The 21,526-nt window shown below is 69.1% G+C and carries 20 protein-coding genes; 7 read left to right on the forward strand and 13 right to left on the reverse strand.

Annotated features, from left to right (window positions below):
• From selD to Q0O97_RS10535, 10 genes are all read right to left on the reverse strand, one after another.
• On the reverse strand, positions 1–1,044 hold the full coding sequence (selD, locus tag Q0O97_RS10490; RefSeq protein WP_294928490.1) for a selenide, water dikinase SelD: 1,044 nt from the start codon (positions 1,042–1,044) through the stop codon (positions 1–3).
• A 78-nt stretch (positions 1,045–1,122) separates the two neighbouring features.
• Entirely contained in the window at positions 1,123–2,013 is an 891-nt protein-coding gene (locus Q0O97_RS10495) for a LysR family transcriptional regulator (RefSeq protein ID WP_294928493.1), read from the reverse strand.
• A gap of 24 nt (positions 2,014–2,037) precedes the next feature.
• Complete coding sequence (locus Q0O97_RS10500) at positions 2,038–2,769, reverse strand: amino acid ABC transporter ATP-binding protein (protein ID WP_366125254.1); 732 nt, start codon at positions 2,767–2,769, stop codon at positions 2,038–2,040.
• Between the two features lie 11 nt (positions 2,770–2,780).
• On the reverse strand, positions 2,781–3,470 hold the full coding sequence (locus Q0O97_RS10505; protein ID WP_294928498.1) for an amino acid ABC transporter permease: 690 nt from the start codon (positions 3,468–3,470) through the stop codon (positions 2,781–2,783).
• The gene (locus Q0O97_RS10510; protein ID WP_294928501.1) at positions 3,463–4,131 is read right to left on the reverse strand and encodes an amino acid ABC transporter permease; all 669 of its coding nucleotides are present in this window, start codon (positions 4,129–4,131) and stop codon (positions 3,463–3,465) included. The genes Q0O97_RS10505 and Q0O97_RS10510 overlap by 8 nt, the downstream gene beginning before the upstream one ends.
• 94 nt (positions 4,132–4,225) lie before the next feature.
• Positions 4,226–5,047, reverse strand: a complete 822-nt coding sequence (locus tag Q0O97_RS10515) for an ABC transporter substrate-binding protein (RefSeq protein ID WP_294928505.1) — start codon at positions 5,045–5,047, stop codon at positions 4,226–4,228.
• 38 nt (positions 5,048–5,085) lie between these two features.
• Positions 5,086–6,291, reverse strand: a complete 1,206-nt coding sequence (locus Q0O97_RS10520; protein ID WP_294928506.1) for an aminotransferase class I/II-fold pyridoxal phosphate-dependent enzyme — start codon at positions 6,289–6,291, stop codon at positions 5,086–5,088.
• Positions 6,288–6,965 (reverse strand): RraA family protein, encoded by a 678-nt coding sequence (locus Q0O97_RS10525; protein WP_294928509.1) that lies wholly within the window; start codon positions 6,963–6,965, stop codon positions 6,288–6,290. Before Q0O97_RS10525 ends, Q0O97_RS10520 begins: the two co-directional genes overlap by 4 nt.
• A 143-nt stretch (positions 6,966–7,108) precedes the next feature.
• Entirely contained in the window at positions 7,109–8,332 is a 1,224-nt protein-coding gene (locus Q0O97_RS10530; protein WP_294928511.1) for an alginate export family protein, read from the reverse strand.
• Positions 8,333–8,359: 27 nt separating this feature from the next.
• The gene (locus Q0O97_RS10535) at positions 8,360–9,730 is read right to left on the reverse strand and encodes a S8 family serine peptidase (RefSeq protein ID WP_294928514.1); all 1,371 of its coding nucleotides are present in this window, start codon (positions 9,728–9,730) and stop codon (positions 8,360–8,362) included.
• A gap of 125 nt (positions 9,731–9,855) precedes the next feature.
• Here Q0O97_RS10535 and Q0O97_RS10540 point away from each other — a divergent pair, with 125 nt between their 5' ends.
• From Q0O97_RS10540 to Q0O97_RS10570, 7 genes are all read left to right on the forward strand, one after another.
• Entirely contained in the window at positions 9,856–10,359 is a 504-nt protein-coding gene (locus tag Q0O97_RS10540; protein WP_294928517.1) for an RNA polymerase sigma factor, read from the forward strand.
• Positions 10,356–11,087, forward strand: coding sequence for a zf-HC2 domain-containing protein (locus tag Q0O97_RS10545; protein ID WP_294928519.1), 732 nt, complete (start codon positions 10,356–10,358; stop codon positions 11,085–11,087). The genes Q0O97_RS10540 and Q0O97_RS10545 overlap by 4 nt, the downstream gene beginning before the upstream one ends.
• Positions 11,088–11,256: 169 nt before the next feature.
• Positions 11,257–12,489 (forward strand): glycosyltransferase, encoded by a 1,233-nt coding sequence (locus Q0O97_RS10550; RefSeq protein ID WP_294928522.1) that lies wholly within the window; start codon positions 11,257–11,259, stop codon positions 12,487–12,489.
• Positions 12,486–13,706 carry a glycosyltransferase gene (locus Q0O97_RS10555; RefSeq protein ID WP_294928525.1) on the forward strand — a complete coding sequence of 407 codons (1,221 nt, stop codon included), beginning with the start codon at positions 12,486–12,488 and terminating at the stop codon, positions 13,704–13,706. Before Q0O97_RS10550 ends, Q0O97_RS10555 begins: the two co-directional genes overlap by 4 nt.
• On the forward strand, positions 13,706–14,821 hold the full coding sequence (locus Q0O97_RS10560; protein WP_294928528.1) for a glycosyltransferase family 4 protein: 1,116 nt from the start codon (positions 13,706–13,708) through the stop codon (positions 14,819–14,821). Before Q0O97_RS10555 ends, Q0O97_RS10560 begins: the two co-directional genes overlap by 1 nt.
• Positions 14,821–16,563 (forward strand): ABC transporter ATP-binding protein, encoded by a 1,743-nt coding sequence (locus Q0O97_RS10565; RefSeq protein ID WP_294928531.1) that lies wholly within the window; start codon positions 14,821–14,823, stop codon positions 16,561–16,563. Before Q0O97_RS10560 ends, Q0O97_RS10565 begins: the two co-directional genes overlap by 1 nt.
• On the forward strand, positions 16,550–18,712 hold the full coding sequence (locus Q0O97_RS10570) for a phosphotransferase (protein WP_294928533.1): 2,163 nt from the start codon (positions 16,550–16,552) through the stop codon (positions 18,710–18,712). Before Q0O97_RS10565 ends, Q0O97_RS10570 begins: the two co-directional genes overlap by 14 nt.
• Here Q0O97_RS10570 and Q0O97_RS10575 read toward each other — a convergent pair.
• The 3 genes from Q0O97_RS10575 to Q0O97_RS10585 are packed head-to-tail and all read right to left on the reverse strand — an operon-like array spanning position 18,709 to position 21,526.
• Entirely contained in the window at positions 18,709–19,341 is a 633-nt protein-coding gene (locus tag Q0O97_RS10575; protein ID WP_294928536.1) for an LUD domain-containing protein, read from the reverse strand. The genes Q0O97_RS10570 and Q0O97_RS10575 overlap by 4 nt on opposite strands.
• Complete coding sequence (locus Q0O97_RS10580; RefSeq protein WP_294928539.1) at positions 19,338–20,756, reverse strand: lactate utilization protein B; 1,419 nt, start codon at positions 20,754–20,756, stop codon at positions 19,338–19,340. The genes Q0O97_RS10575 and Q0O97_RS10580 overlap by 4 nt, the downstream gene beginning before the upstream one ends.
• Before the next feature lie 2 nt (positions 20,757–20,758).
• Positions 20,759–21,526 (reverse strand): (Fe-S)-binding protein, encoded by a 768-nt coding sequence (locus Q0O97_RS10585; RefSeq protein WP_294928542.1) that lies wholly within the window; start codon positions 21,524–21,526, stop codon positions 20,759–20,761.

A 21,526-nucleotide genomic window follows, 5' to 3' on the forward strand; every position in this document is an offset into this window, starting at 1 on the left:
TCAGCCGATATGCAGCCCCTCGCCCTGCGTGATCCCGCCGATGACGGCGGCTTCGGCAAAGCCGTGGCGGGCGAAGCAGGCCAGCACCTGATCCACGCTGTCCGCGGCGCAGGCGACCAGCAGCCCGCCGCTGGTCTGGGGATCGGTGATCAGCGCGCGATCCGCATTGGGCAGGCCGGGCGCCCTGACGCGGGCGCCGTAGCTGTCCCAGTTGCGCGCAGATGCGCCGGTGACATGGCCCGCCGCGATCAGATCGCGCGTGCCTTCCAGCACCGGCAGCCGGGTCGGGTCCAGCCGCACCGCGCAGCCCGCGCCGCGCGCCATTTCCAGCGCATGGCCGGCAAGGCCGAAGCCGGTCACGTCGGTCATCGCGTGGACGCCCTCCAGCCGCGCCAGGTCGGGGCCGGGCGTGTTCAGCCGCGTCGTCGTCGCCACCATGCGCGCATAGCCCGCGCCGTCCAGCGCGCCTTTCTTCAGCGCCGCCGAGCAGATGCCGACGCCCAAAGGCTTGCCCAGGATCAGCACGTCGCCCGCCCGCGCATCGGCATTGCGCTTGAGATGCGCGGGATCGACCAGGCCGATGGCGACCAGCCCATAGATCGGCTCGACCGAGTCGATGGTATGGCCGCCCGCGACCACGATCCCCGCCGCCTGACAGGCCGCCGCACCCCCGGCAAGGATCGCGCCGATGGTGGCGGTGGAAAGGCGGTTGACCGGCATCCCCACCAGCGCCAGTGCGAAGATCGGCGTGGCCCCCATCGCATAGACGTCGCTGATCGCATTGGTCGCGGCGATGCGCCCGAAATCGGTGGGATCGTCGACGATGGGCATGAAGAAATCGGTGGTCGCGACCACGGCTTGGCGGTCGTTGATCCGGTAGACGGCGGCATCGTCCGAGGTCTCGGTCCCGACCAGCAGTTCGGGCGGGACGGGCAGGGCGGGCGCGCTGCGCAGGATGCCTTCGAGCACGCCGGGGGCGATCTTGCAGCCGCAGCCGCCTCCGTGGGACAGCGAGGTCAGGCGCGGTTCGGTCGTCTCGGTCATGCGGGCAGGCTCCGGCTTGGATGGGCGAAATCAGCGCGCATTCTGGCCGATATCGGCGGGAAGGGAAAGGCGGGTGCTTCAGGGCAGGGGGCCGAAATCCTGAACCTCGTGGATCACCGCAAGGATGCTGTCGATCAGGGGCGAGGGCAGGCGGCGCGTGATCGCGAAATAGGTGACCGGCGGCAGGTCGGGGGTCGCCTCGACGATGCGTAGCTGGCCCTCGTCGATCAGGGGGGCGAAGTAATCCACCGGCAGGTAGCTGACGCCAAGCCCGTAGGTCGTCAGCTTGGCCACCATGCCAAGGCTGTTGCACGACAGCACGTTGTTCAGATCGAAGCCGTTTTCCGTGAACCACGACCGATAAAGGATCGTCAGCGCCGAATTGTCGGGCTGGCCGATGATCGGCAGGGCGGAAATCTGCTGCGGCGTCAGAATGCCGTCGGGCAGTTCAAGGTCCGGGCTGGCCATCCACGCATTCCTGATCCGGCCAAGGGCTGCGACATTCATCGCCGGGCTGGCGAAGGGGCCGGGGATGATGACGATGTCCAGTTCATTGCGCTCGAGCCGTTCATAGAGGCGGACGCCGCCGTCGATCTCGGGCATGACGCGGATCTTGGGATAGCGCAGGCGGACCTCCTGGATCAGGGCGGGCAGCCATGTCAGCCCGACCAGATCGGTCGCGCCGATGCGGATATGGCCTTCCATATGCGAGGCCGGGGTCATCGTCTGCACGATGCGTTCGTGCTGGCGCATCATGGCCTGCGCCTCGGGCAGCAGGCGCTCGCCCGCGCGGGTCAGGCGCAGGGTCTTGCCGTTGCGGATGAACAGCGGCTCGCCGATGGCGGTCTCAAGCTCGGCGATGCGCTTGGCCACCGTGGATTGCGTCATCAGCAACTGGCGCGAGGCATCGGTGAAGCTGCCCAGCCTCGCGCTGGCGCAAAACGCCTGTAACTGCTTGAGCGTGAACATCGCGGCCCTTCCGGCGGGGGCGGGTCAGTGCTCGCCCCTGACGTCGGACAGGAAGCGCCGGACCCGCGGGTGGTCGGGGGCATCAAAGAACAATTCGGGCGTCGTATCAACGACGATGCGTCCCTGATCCATGAAGATCACGCGGTCGCCGACTTCACGCGCGAAGCCCATCTCATGCGTGACGCAGATCATGGTCATGCCGTCGCGGGCCAGCGATTTCATCACTTGCAGCACCTCGCCCACCATTTCGGGGTCCAGCGCGCTGGTCGGTTCGTCGAACAGGATCACCGGCGGGCGCAGCGCCAGGGCGCGGGCGATGGCGACGCGCTGCTGCTGGCCGCCCGACAGGAAGCCGGGAAAGCTGCCCTCTTTCTCGGCCAGGCCGACGCGGGCCAGCAATTCGCGGGCCAGCGCCTCGGCTTCAGCGCGGGGACGCTTCTGGATGCGGATGGGCGCGAAGGTCACGTTGTCCAGCACGCTCATATGCGGAAAAAGATTGAACTGCTGAAAGACGAAGCCCACGCTCTGGCGCAGCTTGTTCAGGTCGGTGCCCTTGCCGTGGACCGCCGTGCCGTTCAGCGTGACGCTGCCCTTCTGGATCGGTTCCAGCGCGTTGATGGTGCGGATCAGCGTCGACTTGCCGGACCCCGAGGGGCCGCAGACCACGACCACCTCGCCCTTTGCGACCTCAAGCGAGACGTCTTGCAGGACATGGTTCTGGCCATACCATTTGTTGACCTGATCGAAGCGGACGATGACGGGCGCGGTCATATCAGACCTCTCTTTCTGCGGATGGAGAATTCAAGCGCGGACAGCCCGCGCGAGAGCAGGAAGCACAGCAGGAAGTAGATCGCGGCCAGGATGGTAAAGACCTGAAGCGGCTGCGTCAGAAGCTGGTTGTTGACCTGGTTGGCGGCAAAGGTCAGTTCGTTCACCGCGATCACGTAACCCAGCGAGGTTTCCTTGATGGTGGAAATGAACTGGCTGGTAATCCCCGGCAGCACGTTGAACAGCGCCTGCGGCAGGACCACGCTGCGCAGGGTCAGGAAGTAGCCCCCGCCAAGGGACCGCGCGGCCTCGGTCTGGCCCTTGGGGACGGCGGCCATGCCGGCACGGATCACCTCGGACAGGTAGGCGGCCTCGTAGATCGTCAGCGCGGCGACCAGCGTCCAGAAGCCGCTGACTGCATAGCCGGTCATGATCGGGATCACGAAATAGCACCAGAAGATCAGCATCAAGAGCGGAATGCCCCGCACGAAGCTGGACAGCGCCGCGCTGGCCATGCGCAGCCAGCCCCAGGCCGAAAGCCGCGCCATCGCGATGCCGATGGCGATGGGGAAGGACATCAGGATGCTGAGGACCGCGACGATCATCGTCATCGCAAGCCCGCCGAGGGGACCGTTCGGGTATTGCCCGATCAGGAAGGTCAGCCAGTAGTTGGAGATGATCTCAAGCATGGCGACGCTCCTTCCGGCCGGGGGTGGTGCGGCGTTCCAGCCATGCGCCAAGGCCCATCAGCGCGAAGGTGCCCAGCAGGTAAAGCACGGTCGCGATGCCGAAGACGGTGAAGGTCTTGAAGGTCATATTCTCGATCTCGCGCGTGCGATAGGTCAGTTCGGCCACGCCGATGGCCATCGCGACCGAGGTGTTCTTGAACAGAAGCAGCGCCCGGCCCACCAGCGGCGGCAGCGAGATGCGCAGCGCCTGCGGCACGACGATGAAGCGCATCGTCTGAAGGTAGTTGCAGCCAAGGGCACGCGCGGCCTCGAACTGGGTCGCGGGAATGGCGCGCAGCCCGCTGCGGATATCCTCGGCCTGATAGGCGGAACTGCCAAGCGCCAGCGCGATGGCGGCAAGCGAGAATTCGGCATTGTGGTCGTAAAGCCAGAAGCGGATGCCCTCGGGCAGGATCTCGGGCATGCCGAAATACCAGAACATCACCTGCACCAGCAGCGGCACGTTGCGGTGATAGGCCACGAAGGCATCGACGATCCAGCGGCAGGGCCGGTATTCGGTTGCCCGGACGGTGACGAGGATCACGGCAAGCGCAAAGGCCCCGACCCATGCGACGGTGAAAAGCAGGACCGTCGTGCGCAAACCCCAAAGGAGCATGGCCATCTGATCCGCCGGAAGAAGAAAATCCATGCTGGCCTTCCCATGAAAAGGGGGGCCGCGCGGGCGCAGGAACCCGCGCGGCCCGTCGGATGCGGGATCAGTCCGCCGCGATCGGCTGGATCTGGAACGAACGGGTCAGGCCATAGGCGGTGTCTTCGCCGAACCATTTGTCAAAGAGCGCGGCAGCCTCGCCCGAGGCTTCGGCCTCTTCCAGCGCGGTATTCACCTCGGCCAGCAGGGCGTCCTCGCCCTTGCGCAGGCCAAGGCCCCAGGGTTCGTCCACGACCGACTGTTCGAGGATGCGGGTCGGCGCGCTTTCCGGGCTTTGGTTCACCAGCCGCACCAGCACCAGTTCGGATGCGAATTGCGCATCCACCTTGCGCTGTTGCAGCGACAGGAAGGTGGCGGGGCTGTCGGCATAGCCGATCACGCGCGATTCCGGCAGGCGCTGCTGGATCAACTGTTCCGAGCTGGACCCCTTGGTCGCGCCGACGCGCTTGCCGACCAGATCGTCGATGGTCTGGATGTCGCTGTCGGCGCGCACCAGCAGCTTTTGCGGCGTGACGTAATATTGATGGCTGAAGGCGATCTGTTCGGCCCGCTCGGGCGTCCAGCCGAGGTTGGCGGCCAGGATGTCGATGCGCCCGCTGTCCAGTTCGGGAATGCGTGCGGCCACGGCCAGCAGCTTGTATTCGACATCCACGCCAAGGCTGTCCGCGACCAGCTTGCAGATATCGACGTCATAGCCGACCAGCGTGCGCGTCGCCGCGTCCTGGAAGCTGAAGGGTTCCGAGGTCCCCAGCGTGCCGCAGATCAGCGTGCCGCGTGCCTTGATATCGTCCAGCGCATCGGCATGGACCGCCCCGGCGCCAAGCGGCAGGGCAAGCATCGCCGCGCAGAAAATATTCTTGATTTTCATTTGGTCATCTCCTGTTGGTAAAGCTGTTTCCAGGGCGGTCAGGCCGCCAGTTCCTCGCAGATGGCGCGGATGGCCTCGCATCCCTCGCGCACCTCTTCGCTGGCAGAGGCGAAGGAAAGGCGGAAGGTTCCGGGCACGCCGTAGGATCCGCCGTCCAGCAGCGCGACCCCGGTGCGGCGCAGGATGTATTGGACCAGATCGGCATCCGTCGCGATCACGGTGCCGTCGGGCGCGGTCCTGCCCAGAAGGGCCGAGCAATCGGGGAAGATATAGAAGGCCCCGTCGGGCGAAACCGCGTTCAGCCCCGGCGCCCGCGTCAGGATCGACATGGCCAGGTCGCGGCGCTCGCGGAAGGAACGCGCGAATTCGGCCACGCAATCCTGCGGCCCGGTCAGCGCCGCCAGCGCCGCCGCCTGGCTGATCGAACAGGCGCCCGAGGTGCTTTGCGACTGCACCACCGCCATCGCCTTGATCAGGTCCTTGGGACCCGCGCCGTAACCGATCCGCCAGCCGGTCATGGCGTAGCATTTCGACACGCCGTTCACCGCCAGCACCCGATCCGCCAGGTCGGGGGCCGCTTGCAGGATATGAGGGGCCGGGCCGCCCTCGAAGGTCAGCCGCGCATAGATGTCGTCGGTCATGGTCCAGACATGGGGATGATCGCGCAAAACCCCGGCCAGCGCCGAAAGTTCCGCCGCGTCGTAGACGACCCCCGAAGGGTTGCCGGGCGCGTTCAGCATCAGCCATTTGGTGCGCGGCGTGATCGCGGCCCGCAGCGCGTCGGGCGTGATCTTGTAGCGTGAGGCGGCCTCGGTCCGCAGCGTGACGGGCTGGCCGCCAGCAAGTTCGACCATGTCGGGATAGGACACCCAATAGGGCGCGGGGATGATGACTTCGTCGCCTGCCTCGAGCGTGGCCGTCAGCGCGTTATACAGCACCTGTTTCGCGCCGGTGCTGACGATGATCCGGTCCAGCGGATAGTCGATGCCCGTGTCCAGCCGGATGCGTTCGGCCGCCGCGCGGCGCAGCGCCATCGTGCCCTGCGAAAGGGGATATTTCGTCTCGCCCCGCTCGATCGCCTCGCAGGCGGCCTTGCGGATATGCGGGGGGGTGATGAAGTCCGGCTCGCCGATGGTCAGGTCGATGATGCGGCGGCCTTCCTCGCGCAACTGGTTCAGGATGATGCGGGCGGCGACGCTGGGCGACAGCTTGACCTGCCGCATCCGGGCGGAAACGATGCTCATTTGTAGTCTTTCTCCAACCGCGCCAGCGCCGGGGCCAGCCAGGGTTTTTCGTAGGTGCCGGCCTCGATCCGGGCCATGCCGCGGGCCTCGGCCTCTTCCTTGGCCTGCGCCATCTTCAGGACATCCGCGACATGGGCGGGCGGGATCGCCAGCAGCCCGTCGCCGTCGCCAAGGATCAGGTCGCCCGGCTGCATGACCAGCCCGCCGATGCTGACGGGGACGTTGATTTCGCCCGGCCCGTCCTTGTAGGGACCACGATGCGACAGCCCGCGCGCGAAACAGGGAAAACCGGCGGCCCCGAAGGCATCGCCGTCGCGCACCGCACCGTCGATGACGAAACCCAGGACGCCGCGTTTCTGCGACTGGCGCATCATCAGTTCGCCCACCAGCGCATTGGTGGTGCCGCCGCTGCCGTCGACGACGATCACGTCGCCGGGCTGGGCCAGTTCGATGGCGCGGTGGATCAGCAGGTTGTCGCCGTCGCGGGTCTTGACGGTCAGCGCGACCCCGGCCAGCCGCTGTGCGCCATGTATGGGCCGCAGCCCTTTCGATCCGTAAAGCCGCCCCATGCAGTCGCTGACCTGCGCCACGCCGATCCGGCGGAACGCTTCAAGGACATCCGCCCCCACGGGTTGGGTGTTGCGGGGAAGTGTCCTGAAACCGATCTTATCCATGATGCCCTCATTCTGCATGAGGGCGATAGGAACAAACTTCCAGCCCAAGTTGCAAACGACTTATATTCGGCAACTTCCGCGAATAATTTTCGTGACAAATGGGGGATGGCGGCACCCGGCCGCTTGACCGCAAACCGGCTGATCTAAAAGCGATATTCCAGTTCAAGCCGGGCGTGGAGGGCGCCGTCGGCCCGTCGCTCATCGGCATGGCGGAAGGCGTTTCCGGGGCGGAACCAGCCAAGCGCGGCCTGGATTTCCCAGTCATCTTCCGGCTCGTATGTCAGGACCAGATCCAGTTCCTGCCCTAGCTCGCGGCTGTTTCCATCGGGATCGGCGTCCAGGGCGGCGTCGCGCAGGCTGTCCGCCGCCTCGACCTGGCGGAAGTGGTTGTAGACCAGATCGAGCGACAGCGCCTCGGTCGGGTTCGCGCCGATGGCGGCGGTCAGGATCGCCATATTGCTCAGTTCGGGATCAAAAGCCTCGCCGTAATAGTGCAGCTTGCCGCCATCGCCCAGGCGGCCCTCGTTCGATTGCAGCCCGGTCTGGCGGAAGGCGGTGTTGCGGTTGTCGCCGGGATCGTCGTCGCCGCTGGCCCAGGCGTAACCCAGCGTCAGGCGCGGGGCGGCGGGCAGGCTGGCCAGCCTGTAGGTCGCGCCCGCCGTCACGGCATGGCCGCGCAGGGGCATTTCGCCGTCATTGTCGCGCACCGCGCCCAGATCGGCCCAATAGCTCAGCCCCTCGGCCAGTTCGCCGTGGCTGCGCAGCCCGAAATGAACGGGCCGCCCGTCCTGCCCCGAATGATCGTCGCGCAGCACCGCATAGCCGCCCAGCCAGATGGCTTCGCCAATCTGGAAATCCGCCAGCGCAATGAAATTGTTGACCGAATCCCCCGTCGAATGCGAATCCAGCAGATCGCGGTGCCACATGTCGACCCGCGAGACCGAGAGGTCGAACCTGGCCCTTTCGCCTTCATGGCGCAGGCGCAGCCCGTCCAGGTTCTCATCGACCAGCCATTCGCGGTCGTCGCGCATCAGGAAGCGGCCAAGGGTCAGTTCTGATCCGTCCAGGTCGAAGGCCAGGTAAGCCTGGTTGATCCTGAGGCTTTCGGCGGTTTCGCGCGTCTCGCCCTGCCGGCGTTCGCGGTCAAAGACGGCCTCGGCTTCAAGATAGGCGCGGATGCGGTCGGCGGGCTGTGCCTCGACCGTGGCGCGAAAGCTCAGCTCGTGCGCGGTGGTGTTACCGCGTTCGCCACCCTTCAGATCGAAGTTCCGCCGATATTCGCTTTCCCAGCCGGACTGAAAGCGCAACTCCGTTTCCTGCGCGAATGCCACCTGTGGGATCAGTAGAAGGGGGAAAAGCCTGAACATGAAGAACTCCTTGAAATAATGGTGGCTCTAGCGGCACGCCTGCGCCTGCATCAGCCCGATGCCATAGGTCCGGTCGCGCCCGCGCGGGCCAAGATCGACCGCCCCGCGCGCCAGCCAGGCCCTTGCTGAATCCGTGTCGCGGACCTGTCCGGCCGCAAGCGCGGCGGCCAGTTCGACGGTGACGAAGGGGGCGGCGAAGCTGGTGCCGGTCCAGCGCGCGCCCTGGGCCGAGGACAGGTCCGCGCCCCAGACCTCGACCCCCGGCGCGGCGATATCGACATAGCTTCCGGTCGAGGCCCCCCGGTAGATCCGCCCGTGCCGGTCGGTCGCGGTCACCGCGATCACCTGGGGGTAGGCGGCGGGATAGCGCGGTCCGCCGCGCGGCCCGCCGTTTCCGGCGGCGGCGACAAGGATCATGCCCCGCCCCGCGCTGCGCGAGACGGAATCGGCCAAGAGCGCATTGGGCGGTCCCGCGATGGACAGGTTCACCACCGGCACGCGGTTGTCGGCCATCCAGTCCAGCGCGGCCACCAGGTCGATCGCATCCGCGATCAGGCCGCCGCGCCCGTCGAAGACGGCGGCGGAATAGATCTCGGCCCGCGCGACCAGTTGCCCGCCCGCCGGCGTCTGTCCGGCGATGATGCTGGCCACGGCGGTTCCATGCGCGGCGGGCCGGGCCGAGGCCGAAAAGACCTCGCGCCGGATGCGGGTGCCTTGCAGCGCGGGATGGTCGGCGATGGCGGTGTCGATGATGCCGATCCGCGCGCCCGACAGGCAACTGCCCCTGACCGGCATCCCGACCACGCTGCGGGCGTAACGGGTCCCGTCCGGCGAATAGACATGCGACAGGTCGAACACCGCCCCCGGCGCGGCGGCGGCGGCCAGCCCCAGCGCGGCACGATTGGCCATCCCGCGCGGCGGCGCAAGGCGCGCGACGATGCCCGAACTTGTGGCGTGGCTGCGGATCACGCGAAAGCCGCTCTGCTCCAGCGCCCGGATGTCGGCTGCCTGCAAGCGCGCCGCCGAGATCTCATCTGGCCGGATCAGGGACCGCCCCTCGCCCCCGCTGCCAAGCGAGCGCAGCCCCGACGGCATGCGCGTGCCATCGTCGTCGTCATCGTCCGTCCGGTCCCCGCCCCCGTCATCGTCATCGTCATCGTCGTCCGAACCGCGGCGGCCCCCGTCGTCGTCGCTGTCGTCCGATCTGCCGCCCCCGCCCCGGCCCCCGCCATCGTCGTCGCTGTCGTTGCCTGGGCCTGCGCCATTGTCGTCGTCATCCGCCCATGCCGCCCCAACAACGGGCCAGGGTCCCGGAATCGGCGGCCCCGTCAGCACCAGCAGGGGCAGGGCCAGGACGGCAAGACGGCGCAGGAAGGGGAACATCGGGCACTCGGTCATTGGCTGTTTCACTGACAACGCAGCAAAGACGGGTTTCTTCCGGCACGAAAGATTATTCGCGGCGCATGGGATGAAATCCGCCTGCCCATGCGTAGTTTCGGCATGAAGCAGCGCGGAGGGCGCGGATGAGACCGGAATTCGCCAATGAACTGGTGCGCCTCGTGCCCCGGCTCAGGCGGTTTGCGCTTGGCCTTTGCGGCAATGGCGCGGATGCCGACGACCTGGTGCAGGCCGCATGCGAACGCGCGCTGGCCAATGCCGGGACCTTCGCCCAGGGCAGCCGGATGGATAGCTGGATGTATCGCATCATCCAGAACCTCTGGCTGGACAGCCGCCGACGCCTGCGCGTGCGCGGCACCGTGGTCGATCCCGCCGATGCGGGGCTGCACGATGGCGGCCTTGCCGCCCGCGGGGCCGAGGACCGGATGCAGCTTTCCCGCGTCTTCGGCGAGATGGACCGCCTGCCCGAAGGCCAGCGCGCCGTCCTGACGCTGATCGCCGTCGAAGGGCTGAGTTACCGCGAAGTGGCCGAGGTGCTGGACATTCCCATCGGCACCGTCACCAGCAGGCTGGTCCGCGCGCGCGAGGCCCTGGCAGTCGGGCTTGCCCCGAAAGGCGGGCTGCAATGAGCAGGAAGGACAAGATGGAAAGTCTCGACCCCGCGACCCTTCACGCCTTCGCCGATGGTGAGCTGGAACCCGAGGAAGCCGCCCGCATCGTCATGCACCTGGCCGATTGTCCCGCCGATCAGCAGGCGGTCCAGCAGATCATGGCGATGAACGCGCTTCTGGCCCGCACCTGCGAGGCCCCGCTGCACGAACCCGTCCCCCCCGCCATCCGCGCGGCGATCTTTGGTCCCCCGGTGGCTGTTTCGCCGCCCGGAACCCGCAAATGGGCGCGTTGGGCCGTGGGGACCGGGGCGCTTGCCGCCGCGCTTGCGTTGGCCGTGGTGGTGCTGCCCCGTGCGGATGGCCCGGCGCTGGCGCTTGGCCCGGTCGAGCCGCGCAGTCCGATGTCCGAGGCGCTGGATCAGCTTGCCTCGGGCCAGTCGCGGCTGGTCGCGCGCAAGACCGAACTGGGCATCGTCGCCAGTTTCGCGGTCGAGGGCGGCTATTGCCGCGAATTCGCCCTGCGCCACGATACCGGGCCGGATCAGGCCGCGCTGGCGTGCAGCGCGCCCGATGGCTGGCATGTCGCGGCGCGGCAGGGGGCGCAGGTTTCCGCGCCCGCCTCGGGCTATGTTCCCGCCGGTGGCGACAACGACGACCCCATCGGCGCGCAACTGGACGCGCGCGGCGCCGGGCTGGCGCTGACCCCCTTGCAGGAAGCGCAGGCGCGCGGCGCAGGCTGGCGCTGAAGGCCACGGTCCCGACTGCTCGGCCCGCCCCTTGCGGCGGGCCGTTTGCGTTCCGGCGGGCGGCAATTCGCCGATCCGGCGGCGGGTCCTTCGCGGCGATGGAAGGTTTCGCCGCGCCGCGCGTTGTCATGGATAGATAGATTTCATGGTTTCACAGGAATTGAGAACGATGCGGCAGATCATTTCATACGACCGCGAGACACTTCCCCCCTTGCCCCTGCGCCCCGAAGGCGGCCCTGCCCGGATCGCGCTTTATTCCCACGACACGCTGGGTTTCGGTCATTGGCGGCGCAACCTGTTGCTGGCAGGCGCGCTGCGGCGGCTGGACCCTGCGCCGCAGGTGCTGATGATCGCCGGGATGCACGAGGCCGGGGCTTTCGAACTGCCCGAGGGCGTCGATACCCTGACCCTTCCCGCCTATGGCAAGGACAGCGCGGGCGATTACCGCGCCCGCGACCTGGGGCTGGCGCTGTCGGAACTGTCGGCGCTGCGCGCGGCCTCGATCTGCGCGGCGCTGGAAAGCTACGACCCCGACCTGCTGATCGTGGACAACGTGCCGCGCGGCGCGCAGGGCGAGATGGTCCCGGCGCTGGTGGCACTGCGGGCGCGGGGCCGCGCGCGGATCGTGCTGGGCCTGCGCGACGTGATCGACACCGCCGCCGCCGTGCGCGGCCAATGGCTGCGCCAGCGCAACCACCCGGCCCTGCGCCGCTGGTTCGACGAGGTCTGGATCTATGGCGACCCGGATTTCTACGACCTGGTGGCGGAATACGGCTTCGGCCCCGAATTCGCCGCCCGCGCCCGCTTCATGGGCTATCTGGACCAGCGCGAACGGCTGGTGGATGCCGCCTTGCCCGCCCCTCAGGCCACGCCCTATGTGCTTTGCACGGTGGGCGGCGGGCGCGACGGGGCGCGGATCTGCGATATCTTCGCGCAGGCGCGCCTGCCCGCCGGGCATCGCGGCATCCTGATCACCGGCAGCCAGATGCCCGCCCCCGACCGCGCCGCCCTGCGGGCCCGCATCGACGCGCGCGGCGACATGGAGATGCTGGATTTCACCCCCGAGCCTTTGCCCCTGATCGCAGGCGCCGCGCGGGTGGTGGCGATGGGCGGCTACAACACGGTGACGGAACTGCTGTCTTTCGGCGTCCCCGCCCTGATCCTGCCGCGCACCCGCCCGCGCCGCGAACAGATCCTGCGGGCCGAGCGCCTGGCCGCGCTGGACCTGGCCGGTATGATCGACCCCGACGCGCTGACGCCGGAAAACCTGTCCACCTGGCTGTCCGCCCCGCCGCCGCGCGTGGAACGCGCCCGCGAATTGCTGGACATCTCCGGCCTCGATGCGGTGCGCGCCCGCGCCCGTGCCCTGCTTTGCCTCGATGCCCGGAGGATCTGCGCATGACCGCCCCCCATCACGTTCGCGTCGGCTATGTCGTCAAGCGTTACCCCCGCTTTTCCGAAACCTTCATCGTGAACGAGATCCTCGCCCATGAGGAAGCCGGGCGGCAGATCGACATCTTCGCCCTGCGCGCGGTCGAGGAAAGCCATTTCCAGGATATCCTGTCGCGCGTCCGCGCCGCCGTGACCCGCGTGCCCGACCGCTTTCGCGGCCCGGACGAGCTGTGGCAACTGATGCTGGCGGGGCAGGGGCTGCCCGGCCTGCCCGAGCTTGCCGCCCGCTTCCCCGAGGCGCAAGGCCGCGATATCGCGCAGGCGCTGGTCATCGCGCTGGCCGTTCGCGAACGCGGCATCGACCACCTGCATGCGCATTTCGGCACCATCGCCGCCACCGTCGCCCGTATCGCCGCCGCGCTGGCAGGGGTCGGTTGGTCGGTAACGCTGCATGCGAAGGACATCTATTGCCAGTATGAGGAAAACCAGCACCTTGGGCTGAAGCTGCGGGATGCCTCGGCGGTGGTGACGGTCTCGGACTACAACGCCGCGCATCTGGCGCGGACATGGCCGGGCACGCGGGCGGTGCGCATCTATAACGGCATCGACCTCGACCGTTTCCGCTGGCAGCCGCCCGCGCCTGATGCCGATGAGATCCTCGCCGTGGGCCGGCTGGTGGAGAAGAAGGGCTTCCATATCCTGATCGAGGCCTTGCGCATCCTTGCCGCCCAGGGCCGCCCCATCCGCTGCCGCATCGTCGGCGCGGGCGAGGAGGAAGCCGACCTGCGCGCCCAGATCGCCGCCTGCGGCCTCGACGGCGTCACGCTGGACGGCCCGATGCCGCAAGAGGCGATCAAGGCGGCGATGCGGAAGGCTGCGATGCTGGCCTGCCCTTGCGTGGTGGGCGAGGACGGCAACCGCGACGGGATGCCGACCGTGCTGCTTGAGGCGATGGCGCTTGGCCTGCCCTGCATCGGCTCGGACGTGACCGGCATTCCCGAACTGATAAAGGACAGCGAAACCGGCCTGATCGCCCCCGAGGGCGACGCCCCCGCCCTTGCCCGCCAGATCGCCCGGCTGCTGGACGACCCGGCGCTGCGCGCGCACCTCTCCACCGCCGCCCGCGCCGCGATCGAGCGCGACTACGACATCCGCCGCAACGTCCCCCGGCTTGGCGCGATCTTCGATGCCTGCGCGGTGGGCGAAGCGAAAAGGGGGGCCGCCTGATGCGCATCGCCTATGTCTGCACTGATCCGGGGATCGAGGTCTTCGGCACCAAGGGCGCCTCGATCCACGCCCAGGAAATGCTGGCGGCCTTCCTGGCGCGCGGCGACGAGGTGACGCTGATCTCGCCTCGCATCGGCACGCCCTCCCCCGGATATGAGGGCCTGCGGCTGGTCCCCTTGCCCCTGCCGCGCGGCGAAGCCGATGCCCGCGCCAGCGCGCAGCTTGCGCTGAACGATGCCTTGACTGATGCCCTGCGCACTGACGCCTTCGATCTGGTCTATGAGCGCCACGCGCTTTTCGCCCATGCCGCGATGGAGGAAGCCGCGCGCCAATCCATCCCCGGCGTCCTCGAGGTCAACGCTCCGCTGATCGAGGAAAGCGCCCGCCACCGCAGCCTTCCCCTTCCGGTGCAGGCCCGCATCAGCACCGTCCGTGCCATGCGTGCCGCCCGTCTGGCCGTCACGGTCAGCGGCGCGGTGGGGGATTACGCCCGCCACCACGGCGCCCGCGCGGTCGAGGTGATCCCCAACGCCGTCAACCCCGCCCGCTTCCCGCCCGTCCAGCGCCCCGAGGGGCGGCTGACCGTGGGCTTCCTCGGCACGTTGCGGCCTTGGCATGACGTGGAAACACTGACCCGCGCCATGACGCCCCTGCGCGCAACTTTCCCGCAGGCGCATCTGCTGATCGTCGGCGACGGGCCGGAACGCGAACGGCTTGCCCCTGAACTGGCCGCCCTTGGCGCGGAACTGCCCGGCGCGGTGCGGCCCGAGGCGGTGCCGGGCTGGCTGGCGCGGATGGATATTGCGGTCGCGCCCTATGCCGGGGACCAGCCGTTTTATTTCTCGCCGCTGAAGATCTACGAATACATGGCGGCGGGCCTGCCGGTCGTGGCCAGCGATGTGGGCGACCTGCGCGCGGTGGTGCGGCATGGCGAAACCGGGCTGATCTGCCCGCCCGACGATCCCGCCGCTTTGGCCGCCGCGCTGGCGGAACTGGCGCGCGATCCGGCAGTTGCGCGGCGCATGGGGCAGGCGGGGCGGCAGATCGTGCTGCGCGACCACACATGGGCCGGCGTGGCCGAACGGGTGCTGCGCCTTGCCGGGGTGCCGGCCTGATGGCGCGCCCCGAGACATTGCAGCAGGCGCTGCCTGGCCTTGGCCGCGTGCTGCGCCGGCTTGCGCCCTATATGCGGCCCTATCGCGGGCTGATGCTGGGCGGCGGCATCTCGCTGATCGCCGCCACGCTGATGAAGCTGGCCGAGCCATGGCCGCTGAAATTCGTCATCGACCGGGTGCTGGTTCCCGACGCAAACACCACGCTGACCACGATGCAACTGCTGGCGCTCTGCGCGCTTGGGCTGGTGGCCGCGACGGCGCTGCGGGCGCTGTTCGACTATCTGGCGACGCTTTCCTTCGCCTTGGCGGGCAACCGGCTGCTGACCGATGTGCGCGCCGACCTGTTCGCGCATCTGCAACGGCTGCCGCTGTCCTTCCATACCGGCGCGCGCACCGGCGACATGACGCTGCGGCTGATCGGCGATGTGGGCATGCTGCGTGAAACGGCGGTGACGGCGGCGATGCCGATCCTTGCCAGCCTGCTGGTGCTGGCGGGGATGATCGGGGTGATGCTGTGGCTGGACCCCTGGCTGGCGCTGACAGCACTTCTGCCCCTGCCGCTGCTGGCGCTGCTGACGGCGCGGATGGGGCGCAGGATCCGCCTTGTCAGCCGCGACCAGCGCAAGCGCGAGGGGGCGATGGCCGCCACCGCAGCCGAGGCCTTCGCCGGGATGCGCACCATTCAGGCGCTTGGGCTTGAGGATCGCGTCGGGGCGCGTTTCGGCGCGGCCAACGCCAAAAGCCTGCGCGAGGGCGTGAAGGGCACGCGCCTGTCGGCGGGGCTGGAGCGTGGCGTCGATCTGCTGGTGGGCGGGGCCACCGCGCTGGTGCTGTGGGTCGGCGCGCTGGCGGTGATGGACGGGCGGCTGACGCCGGGCGACCTGCTGGTCTTCATCACCTATATGAAGAACACCTTCCGCCCGGTGCGCGACTATGCGAAATATTCCGCCCGGCTGGCCAAGGCCTCGGCGGCGGGCGAAAGGGTGATCGAGCTGCTGGACATGGACCCCGGCCTGCCCGACGGCAGCGTGACCGCGCAAGACCTGACCGGCGCGATCAGCGCGCAGGGCCTGCGCTTCGGCCATCCGGGGCGGGCGGTGCTGAACGGGGTCGATTTCGACATTCCCGCCGGGCAGTTCGTGGCGATCACCGGCCCCTCGGGCACCGGCAAATCGACGCTGGCCAGCCTGATCCTGCGGCTGGCCGACCCCGATCACGGCGCGCTGACGCTGGACGGGCGGGATTTGCGCGATTTCACCCGCGCCTCATTGCGCCGCCAGATCAGCTATGTCCCGCAGGAACCGCTGCTGTTCCGCACCACCATCGCGGAAAATATCGCCATGGGCGCGGAGGGCGATGTCTCGCAGGCGGAAATCGAGGCCGCCGCGCGGCTGGCGAACGCCCATGACTTCATCATGGCCCGGCCCGAGGGCTACGACACGCTGGTCGAGGAACGCGGCGGCAATTTCTCGGCGGGGCAGCGACAGCGGCTGGCCATCGCCCGCGCCGCGCTGCGGCCCGCGCCGATCCTGCTGCTGGACGAGCCGACCGTGGGGCTGGATGCCGCGTCCGAGGCCGCCGTGCAGCAGGCGATCCTTCGGCTGGCGCGGGGACGGACGGTGCTGATGATCACCCATGATCTGCGCTTCGCCGCGCGGGCCGGCCGGGTGCTGGTGCTGTCGGCTGGCCGCGTAGCAGTGGACGGCCCGCCCGAAAAGGTGCTGACCCATGCCGCTGAATGACGCCGATCTCGACCTGATCGCCCGCGATCCGGCGCTGCCCGGATTGCGGCTGGCGCTGGACGGGAACGCCTTGCGCGCCCGGCTGGGGACGGGGCCGCTGGTGCCGCGCTATCTGCGCTACAAGCCCGGCGAGACCTGCACGGCGCATTTCGACGATGGCGGCGCGGGGGTGACCCTGCGGGCGGTGACGGCCGGGCGTTATGCGACCTATCGCGCGCGCGAGGAATGGCGGCGGCCCGAGGTGCGCTTCCTCGATGAGTTTCGCGCCGTGGTCCTGCCCGGCACGCTGGACCGGGCAATCAAGGCGGCAAGGCACCTGCTGGACCCCGACAGGGCCGCCGCCCTGCTGGCCGCGCTGATCGGTGCGGGGAATGACCGGCTGGTGATCCTGAAACACAAGCCGGGGCGGCGGCTGGTCGCGCGGATCGACCGCGACGGGCGGCCCTTCGCGCTGCTCAAGGCCGTGCCCCCGCGCGATTACGATGCGCTGCTGGCCTCGGCCCGGCTGGCCGAGACGCGGACGGGCGCGCCGGTCCTGGCCGGGGACCCAAGGCGCGGCATCACCGTGCAGGCCTGGATCGAGGGGCGGACCGCCGACCCCCATCGCGCCGGTCCGCAGGATTTCGCCCGGATCGGCAAGGCGCTGGCCCGGCTGCACCGGCAGGGCGGCGAGGGCGTGGCTGTCCGGAATGGGACCCCGGATCATGCCTTTACAAATGCCCCGCCGGGTCGCGCGGATCATCCCTGCACCGAGGCGCTGGCCGCCCTGGCCGGGCTTCTGCCCGCCCTGGCGCCGCAATGCCATGCATTGGCGGGTTGGCTGGGACCCGCCCTGGCCCGGGCAGGGGGCGACGCGCCCTGTCATGGCGATTTCAGCGCGGATCAGGTGATCCTGAGCGGGCAGGGGGTGCGTTTCATCGACTGGGACCGCGCCGCCCCCGGACCGGCGCTGGCCGATCCGGGCAGCTTCCTTGCCCGTCTCGATGCGGATGTGGAGCTGGACGGGTTGCCCCCGGCCCGTGCCGCCCGTCTGGGGCGGGCCTTCCTGCAAGGCTACGGTCCCGCGCCGGAGATTGCGCCGTGGCGCGCGGCGGCACTGGCCGCGCTGGTGTGCGAGCCGTTCCGCAGCCGCGCGCCCGACTGGCCCGGCAAGGCGCAAGCGCTGCTGCGCAAGGCGGCGGATCACGCGGGCCGATGGGGCGCGCTTGCCCGCGCGCTGGACCATGCGCGGATCGCGCCGGGGATCGCCGCAGCACTTGGCGCCCCCCTGCGGCTGGACCCGCCCGAGCCGCTGCGCGACAGGCCGGGGCGGCGGGCGCTGATCGCCTATCGCGGGCGCACGCCGGATGGCCCCTTCGAGGTCTATGGCAAGCTGCGCGCCAAGGGGCTGGACCGCCGCACCCCCAGCCTGCACCGGCGGCTGACAAAGGCGGGCTTCGACGGCGAGGTGGGCGTGCCCGAGGCGCTTGGCCTGCTGCCCGAGGTGGGCGTCTGGTTGCAGCAACGGGTCCGGGGGCGGCTGCTGACCGAGTTGCTGGACGCGCCCGACACCGCGCCGGTGCGGGCCGCGGGCCGGGCGCTGGCGCGGCTGCATGGCCTGGACCCCGGCCGGATCGGCGATGCCCCCGAATGGGCCATGCGCGACGAACTTGCCGTCATGCGCGATGCGCTGGACAGGGCCGCCGCCGCCCGGCCCGGCCTGCGCCCGGCGCTTGCCGCGCTTGGGGCGGAACTGGTCGCGAGGACCGAGGCCCTGCCGCCCGCGCCCTGCCGGGGCATTCATCGCGACTTCTATCCCGACCAGGTGATCGTCGCGCCGGGCAAGGTCTGGCTGCTGGATCTGGACCTGTTTTCCCTGGGCGACCCGGCCATCGACATCGCCAATTTCATCGCCCATCTGCGCGAATACGCGCTGCGGCGCGACGCAGCGCCCCCTGATACGCATGAGGATGCGTTTCTGTCGGGCTATGCGCAGATCGCGCCGCTGCCCGATGCCGGGCGGCTGGACGTGCTGGCAAGGGTGTCGCTGGCCCGCCATGTCTGGATCGCGCAGCGTGTCGCGGGGCGCGGGCATGTGGTGGAAAAGGTGATCTCGCTGCTGGCGCGGGAAACGGCGCATGCCGGGCAGGGTGCGGGGCGGCGGTCTTAACCCCCGTCGATCATGATGACATGGACGAAGCCCGGACCGTGGGCGCCGCGGACATAGCTGCCCTCGATATCCGTGGTGCCGCTGGGACCTGTGATCAGGATGGCGTTGCGCGGAATGGCCTGCGCGGCCAGTTTGCCCGCGTAATCCTCCAGCCACGCCAGCAGGTTGTCCCGATGCAGCACGACGATATGGTGCAGCGGCAGGAAGGACAGCAGGATCGGCGTCTCGGGTCCCGAATGGATCACCAGCGAACCGCTTTCCGCGATGCCCCACAGCGCCAGCCCAAGGGCGGCGGGTTCGTTGGGCGCCAGCGCGGGATGGGTGTCGATGCCGGTCCAGTCCAGCGCGGCCAGCGCGGGTGCGGGTTGCAGCGCCAGCGAGGGCGGCAGCCCGTGGCCGTCCAGATAGCGGCGCACGGCCTGTGGCACCGCGCCCATATCCGCCACATGGTCGAAGGTGGTGCCAAGCGCGCTTGCCTTGACCTCGAACGCCTTGGGCAGGGCCGGTGCGGCCAGCGCGGGGCGGACGGGATCCCTCAGCAGGGCGGCGGCTTCTGCGGCGATGGCCCCGGAATCGTTGGCGGGGCTGGCGGCGCGGATGGCGGCAAGGATGGTGTCGCGGGCGCTCATTTGCGGGTCCCTTTCTGCCGGGCGCGATATTCCTCCATGAAGGTGCGGCCGGGCGGGCGGGGCAGGTCGCGATGCCCCGTCCATCCCCCGGCCAGCGGCATGTGCGAGATCCAGCCGCCCTTGCCGAAGAGCCGCAGCACCCGCACGCCGATCCGGCTGCCGAGGCGGTAGATCGCGGGCCGCCGCGCCGCCCATGCCCAAAGGCCGAGGCCCCCGCGCAGGCTGCCCGGCTCCAGCCGTTCGCGCCAGCTTCGGGTGCGCCATGCGCGCAGCAGCGTGGGGATGGGGATCTCGACCGGGCAGACTTCGGCGCAGCGGCCGTTCATGGTGCAGGCATTGGGCAGGTCGCGCGAGGCCGCCAGCCCGTCCAGCACCGGCGTCAGCACGGATCCCATCGGGCCGGGATATGTCCCGCCATAGGCGTGGCCGCCGATCTGGCGATAGACGACGCAATGGTTCATGCAGGCGCCGCAGCGGATGCAGCGCAGCATCTCGCGGAATTCGTCGGCCAGCATCCGGGTGCGGCCGTTGTCGACCAGCACGATGTGCATCTCCTCGGGGCCGTCCGCGTCGCCCGCCCGTTTCGGGCCGCAATGGAAGGTGGTGTATTGCGTCATCTCGCCGCCCGTTGCGGACCTGACCAGCAGCCGCAGCAGCGCGAAGGCATGGGCGGTCGAGGGCACGATCTTTTCCACCCCTGCCGTCACGATATGGACGCGCGGCGGAGTGGTGGTCAGTTCGGCATTGCCCTCGTTGGTGACGGTGCAGGTCGCGCCGGTATCGGCCACAAGGAAATTCGCGCCGGAAATGCCGACATCCGCGCCCAGGAATTTCTCGCGCAGGATGCGGCGGGCGCTTTGCACCATCGTCGCGGGATCCTCGGCCTCGGGCGGCGGGTTGTGGCCTTCGCGGAAGAGGTCGGCCACCTGCTCGCGCGTGCGGTGCATGGCGGGCCAGATGATATGCGAGGGCGGCTCGCCCGCAAGCTGGATGATATGTTCGGCCAGATCGGTTTCCACGCGCTCGATCCCGGCATCGGCAAGGGCGTGTGGCAGGCCGATCTCTTCGCCCAGCATCGACTTGGAGCGCGTGACGATCTTCGCCCCGGCGTCAAGGCAGATGCGGGTGACGATGGCGCGGGCCTCGGCATCGTCCACGGCCCAGTGGACCTGCGCGCCGCTGGCGGTCGCGTTTTTCTCGAACATTTCCAGGTAATGGCCCAGATTGGCGATCACATGGTCCTTGATCGCGCGGCCACGGTCGCGGGCGGCCTGAAATTCGGGGAAATTGGCGACGGCGGCGGCGCGTTTCGTCTCGGCGGTGCCCGTGGTGCGGTCGATGGCCAGCTTCAGCGTGCGGTCGGCGAGGGCGGCCTTGGCGCGGTCCTTGAACGGCGCCTTGGTGGCGGTGTGCATGGCTATCCCTCCTCTCCGATGGCGGGGCCGTCGGCTTGTCCGGCCAGCACCTCGATGGTGTGGAAACAGCGGGTTTTCGCCCCGCGCCGGTGCAGCTTGCCCGCCATGTTCATCAGGCAGCCCAGATCGCCCGCCAGCAGCAGATCGGCCCCGGTGCCCTCGACCGCCTCGGCCTTTTCCGTGACGATGGCGTTCGAGATGTCGGAATATTTCACGCAGAAGGTGCCGCCGAAGCCGCAACAGACGTCGTTGCCGGGCAGGCCGCGCATCTCCAGCCCCTCGACATGGGACAGAAGCGCGCGGGGCTGTGCGGCGATGCCCAGTTCCCGCAGGCCCGAGCAACTGTCGTGATAGGTGGCGGAGGCGGCAAGCCGCCTGCCGCTTGGCGCGTAGCCCATGACATCGGCCAGAAAGCTGGTGATCTCATGGGTTTTCGCGGCCATTGCGCGCGCGCGGGCGGCCCATTCCGGGTCGCCCGCCAGCAGTTCCGGGTAGCCATGCACCATCGTCGCCGCGCAGGACCCCGAGGGCAGGACGACATAATCGAACCCCTCGAAGGTGGCGATGGTCTGGCAGGCCAGCCGCACCGTGTCGCGGTCGTCGCCGCTGTTGAAGGCGGGCTGGCCGCAGCAGGTCTGCGCCTGCGGCACCTCGACCGTGCATCCGGCTTCTTCCAGAAGCTGGATGGCGGCGAAACCGATTTGCGGGCGGATGGCATCGACGAGGCAGGTCACGAACAGACCGACCCGAGGATTTGGCTTTCCCGGCAT

It is taken from the genome of uncultured Paracoccus sp. (genome assembly GCF_945915435.1).
Taxonomy (GTDB): Bacteria; Pseudomonadota; Alphaproteobacteria; order Rhodobacterales; family Rhodobacteraceae; genus Paracoccus.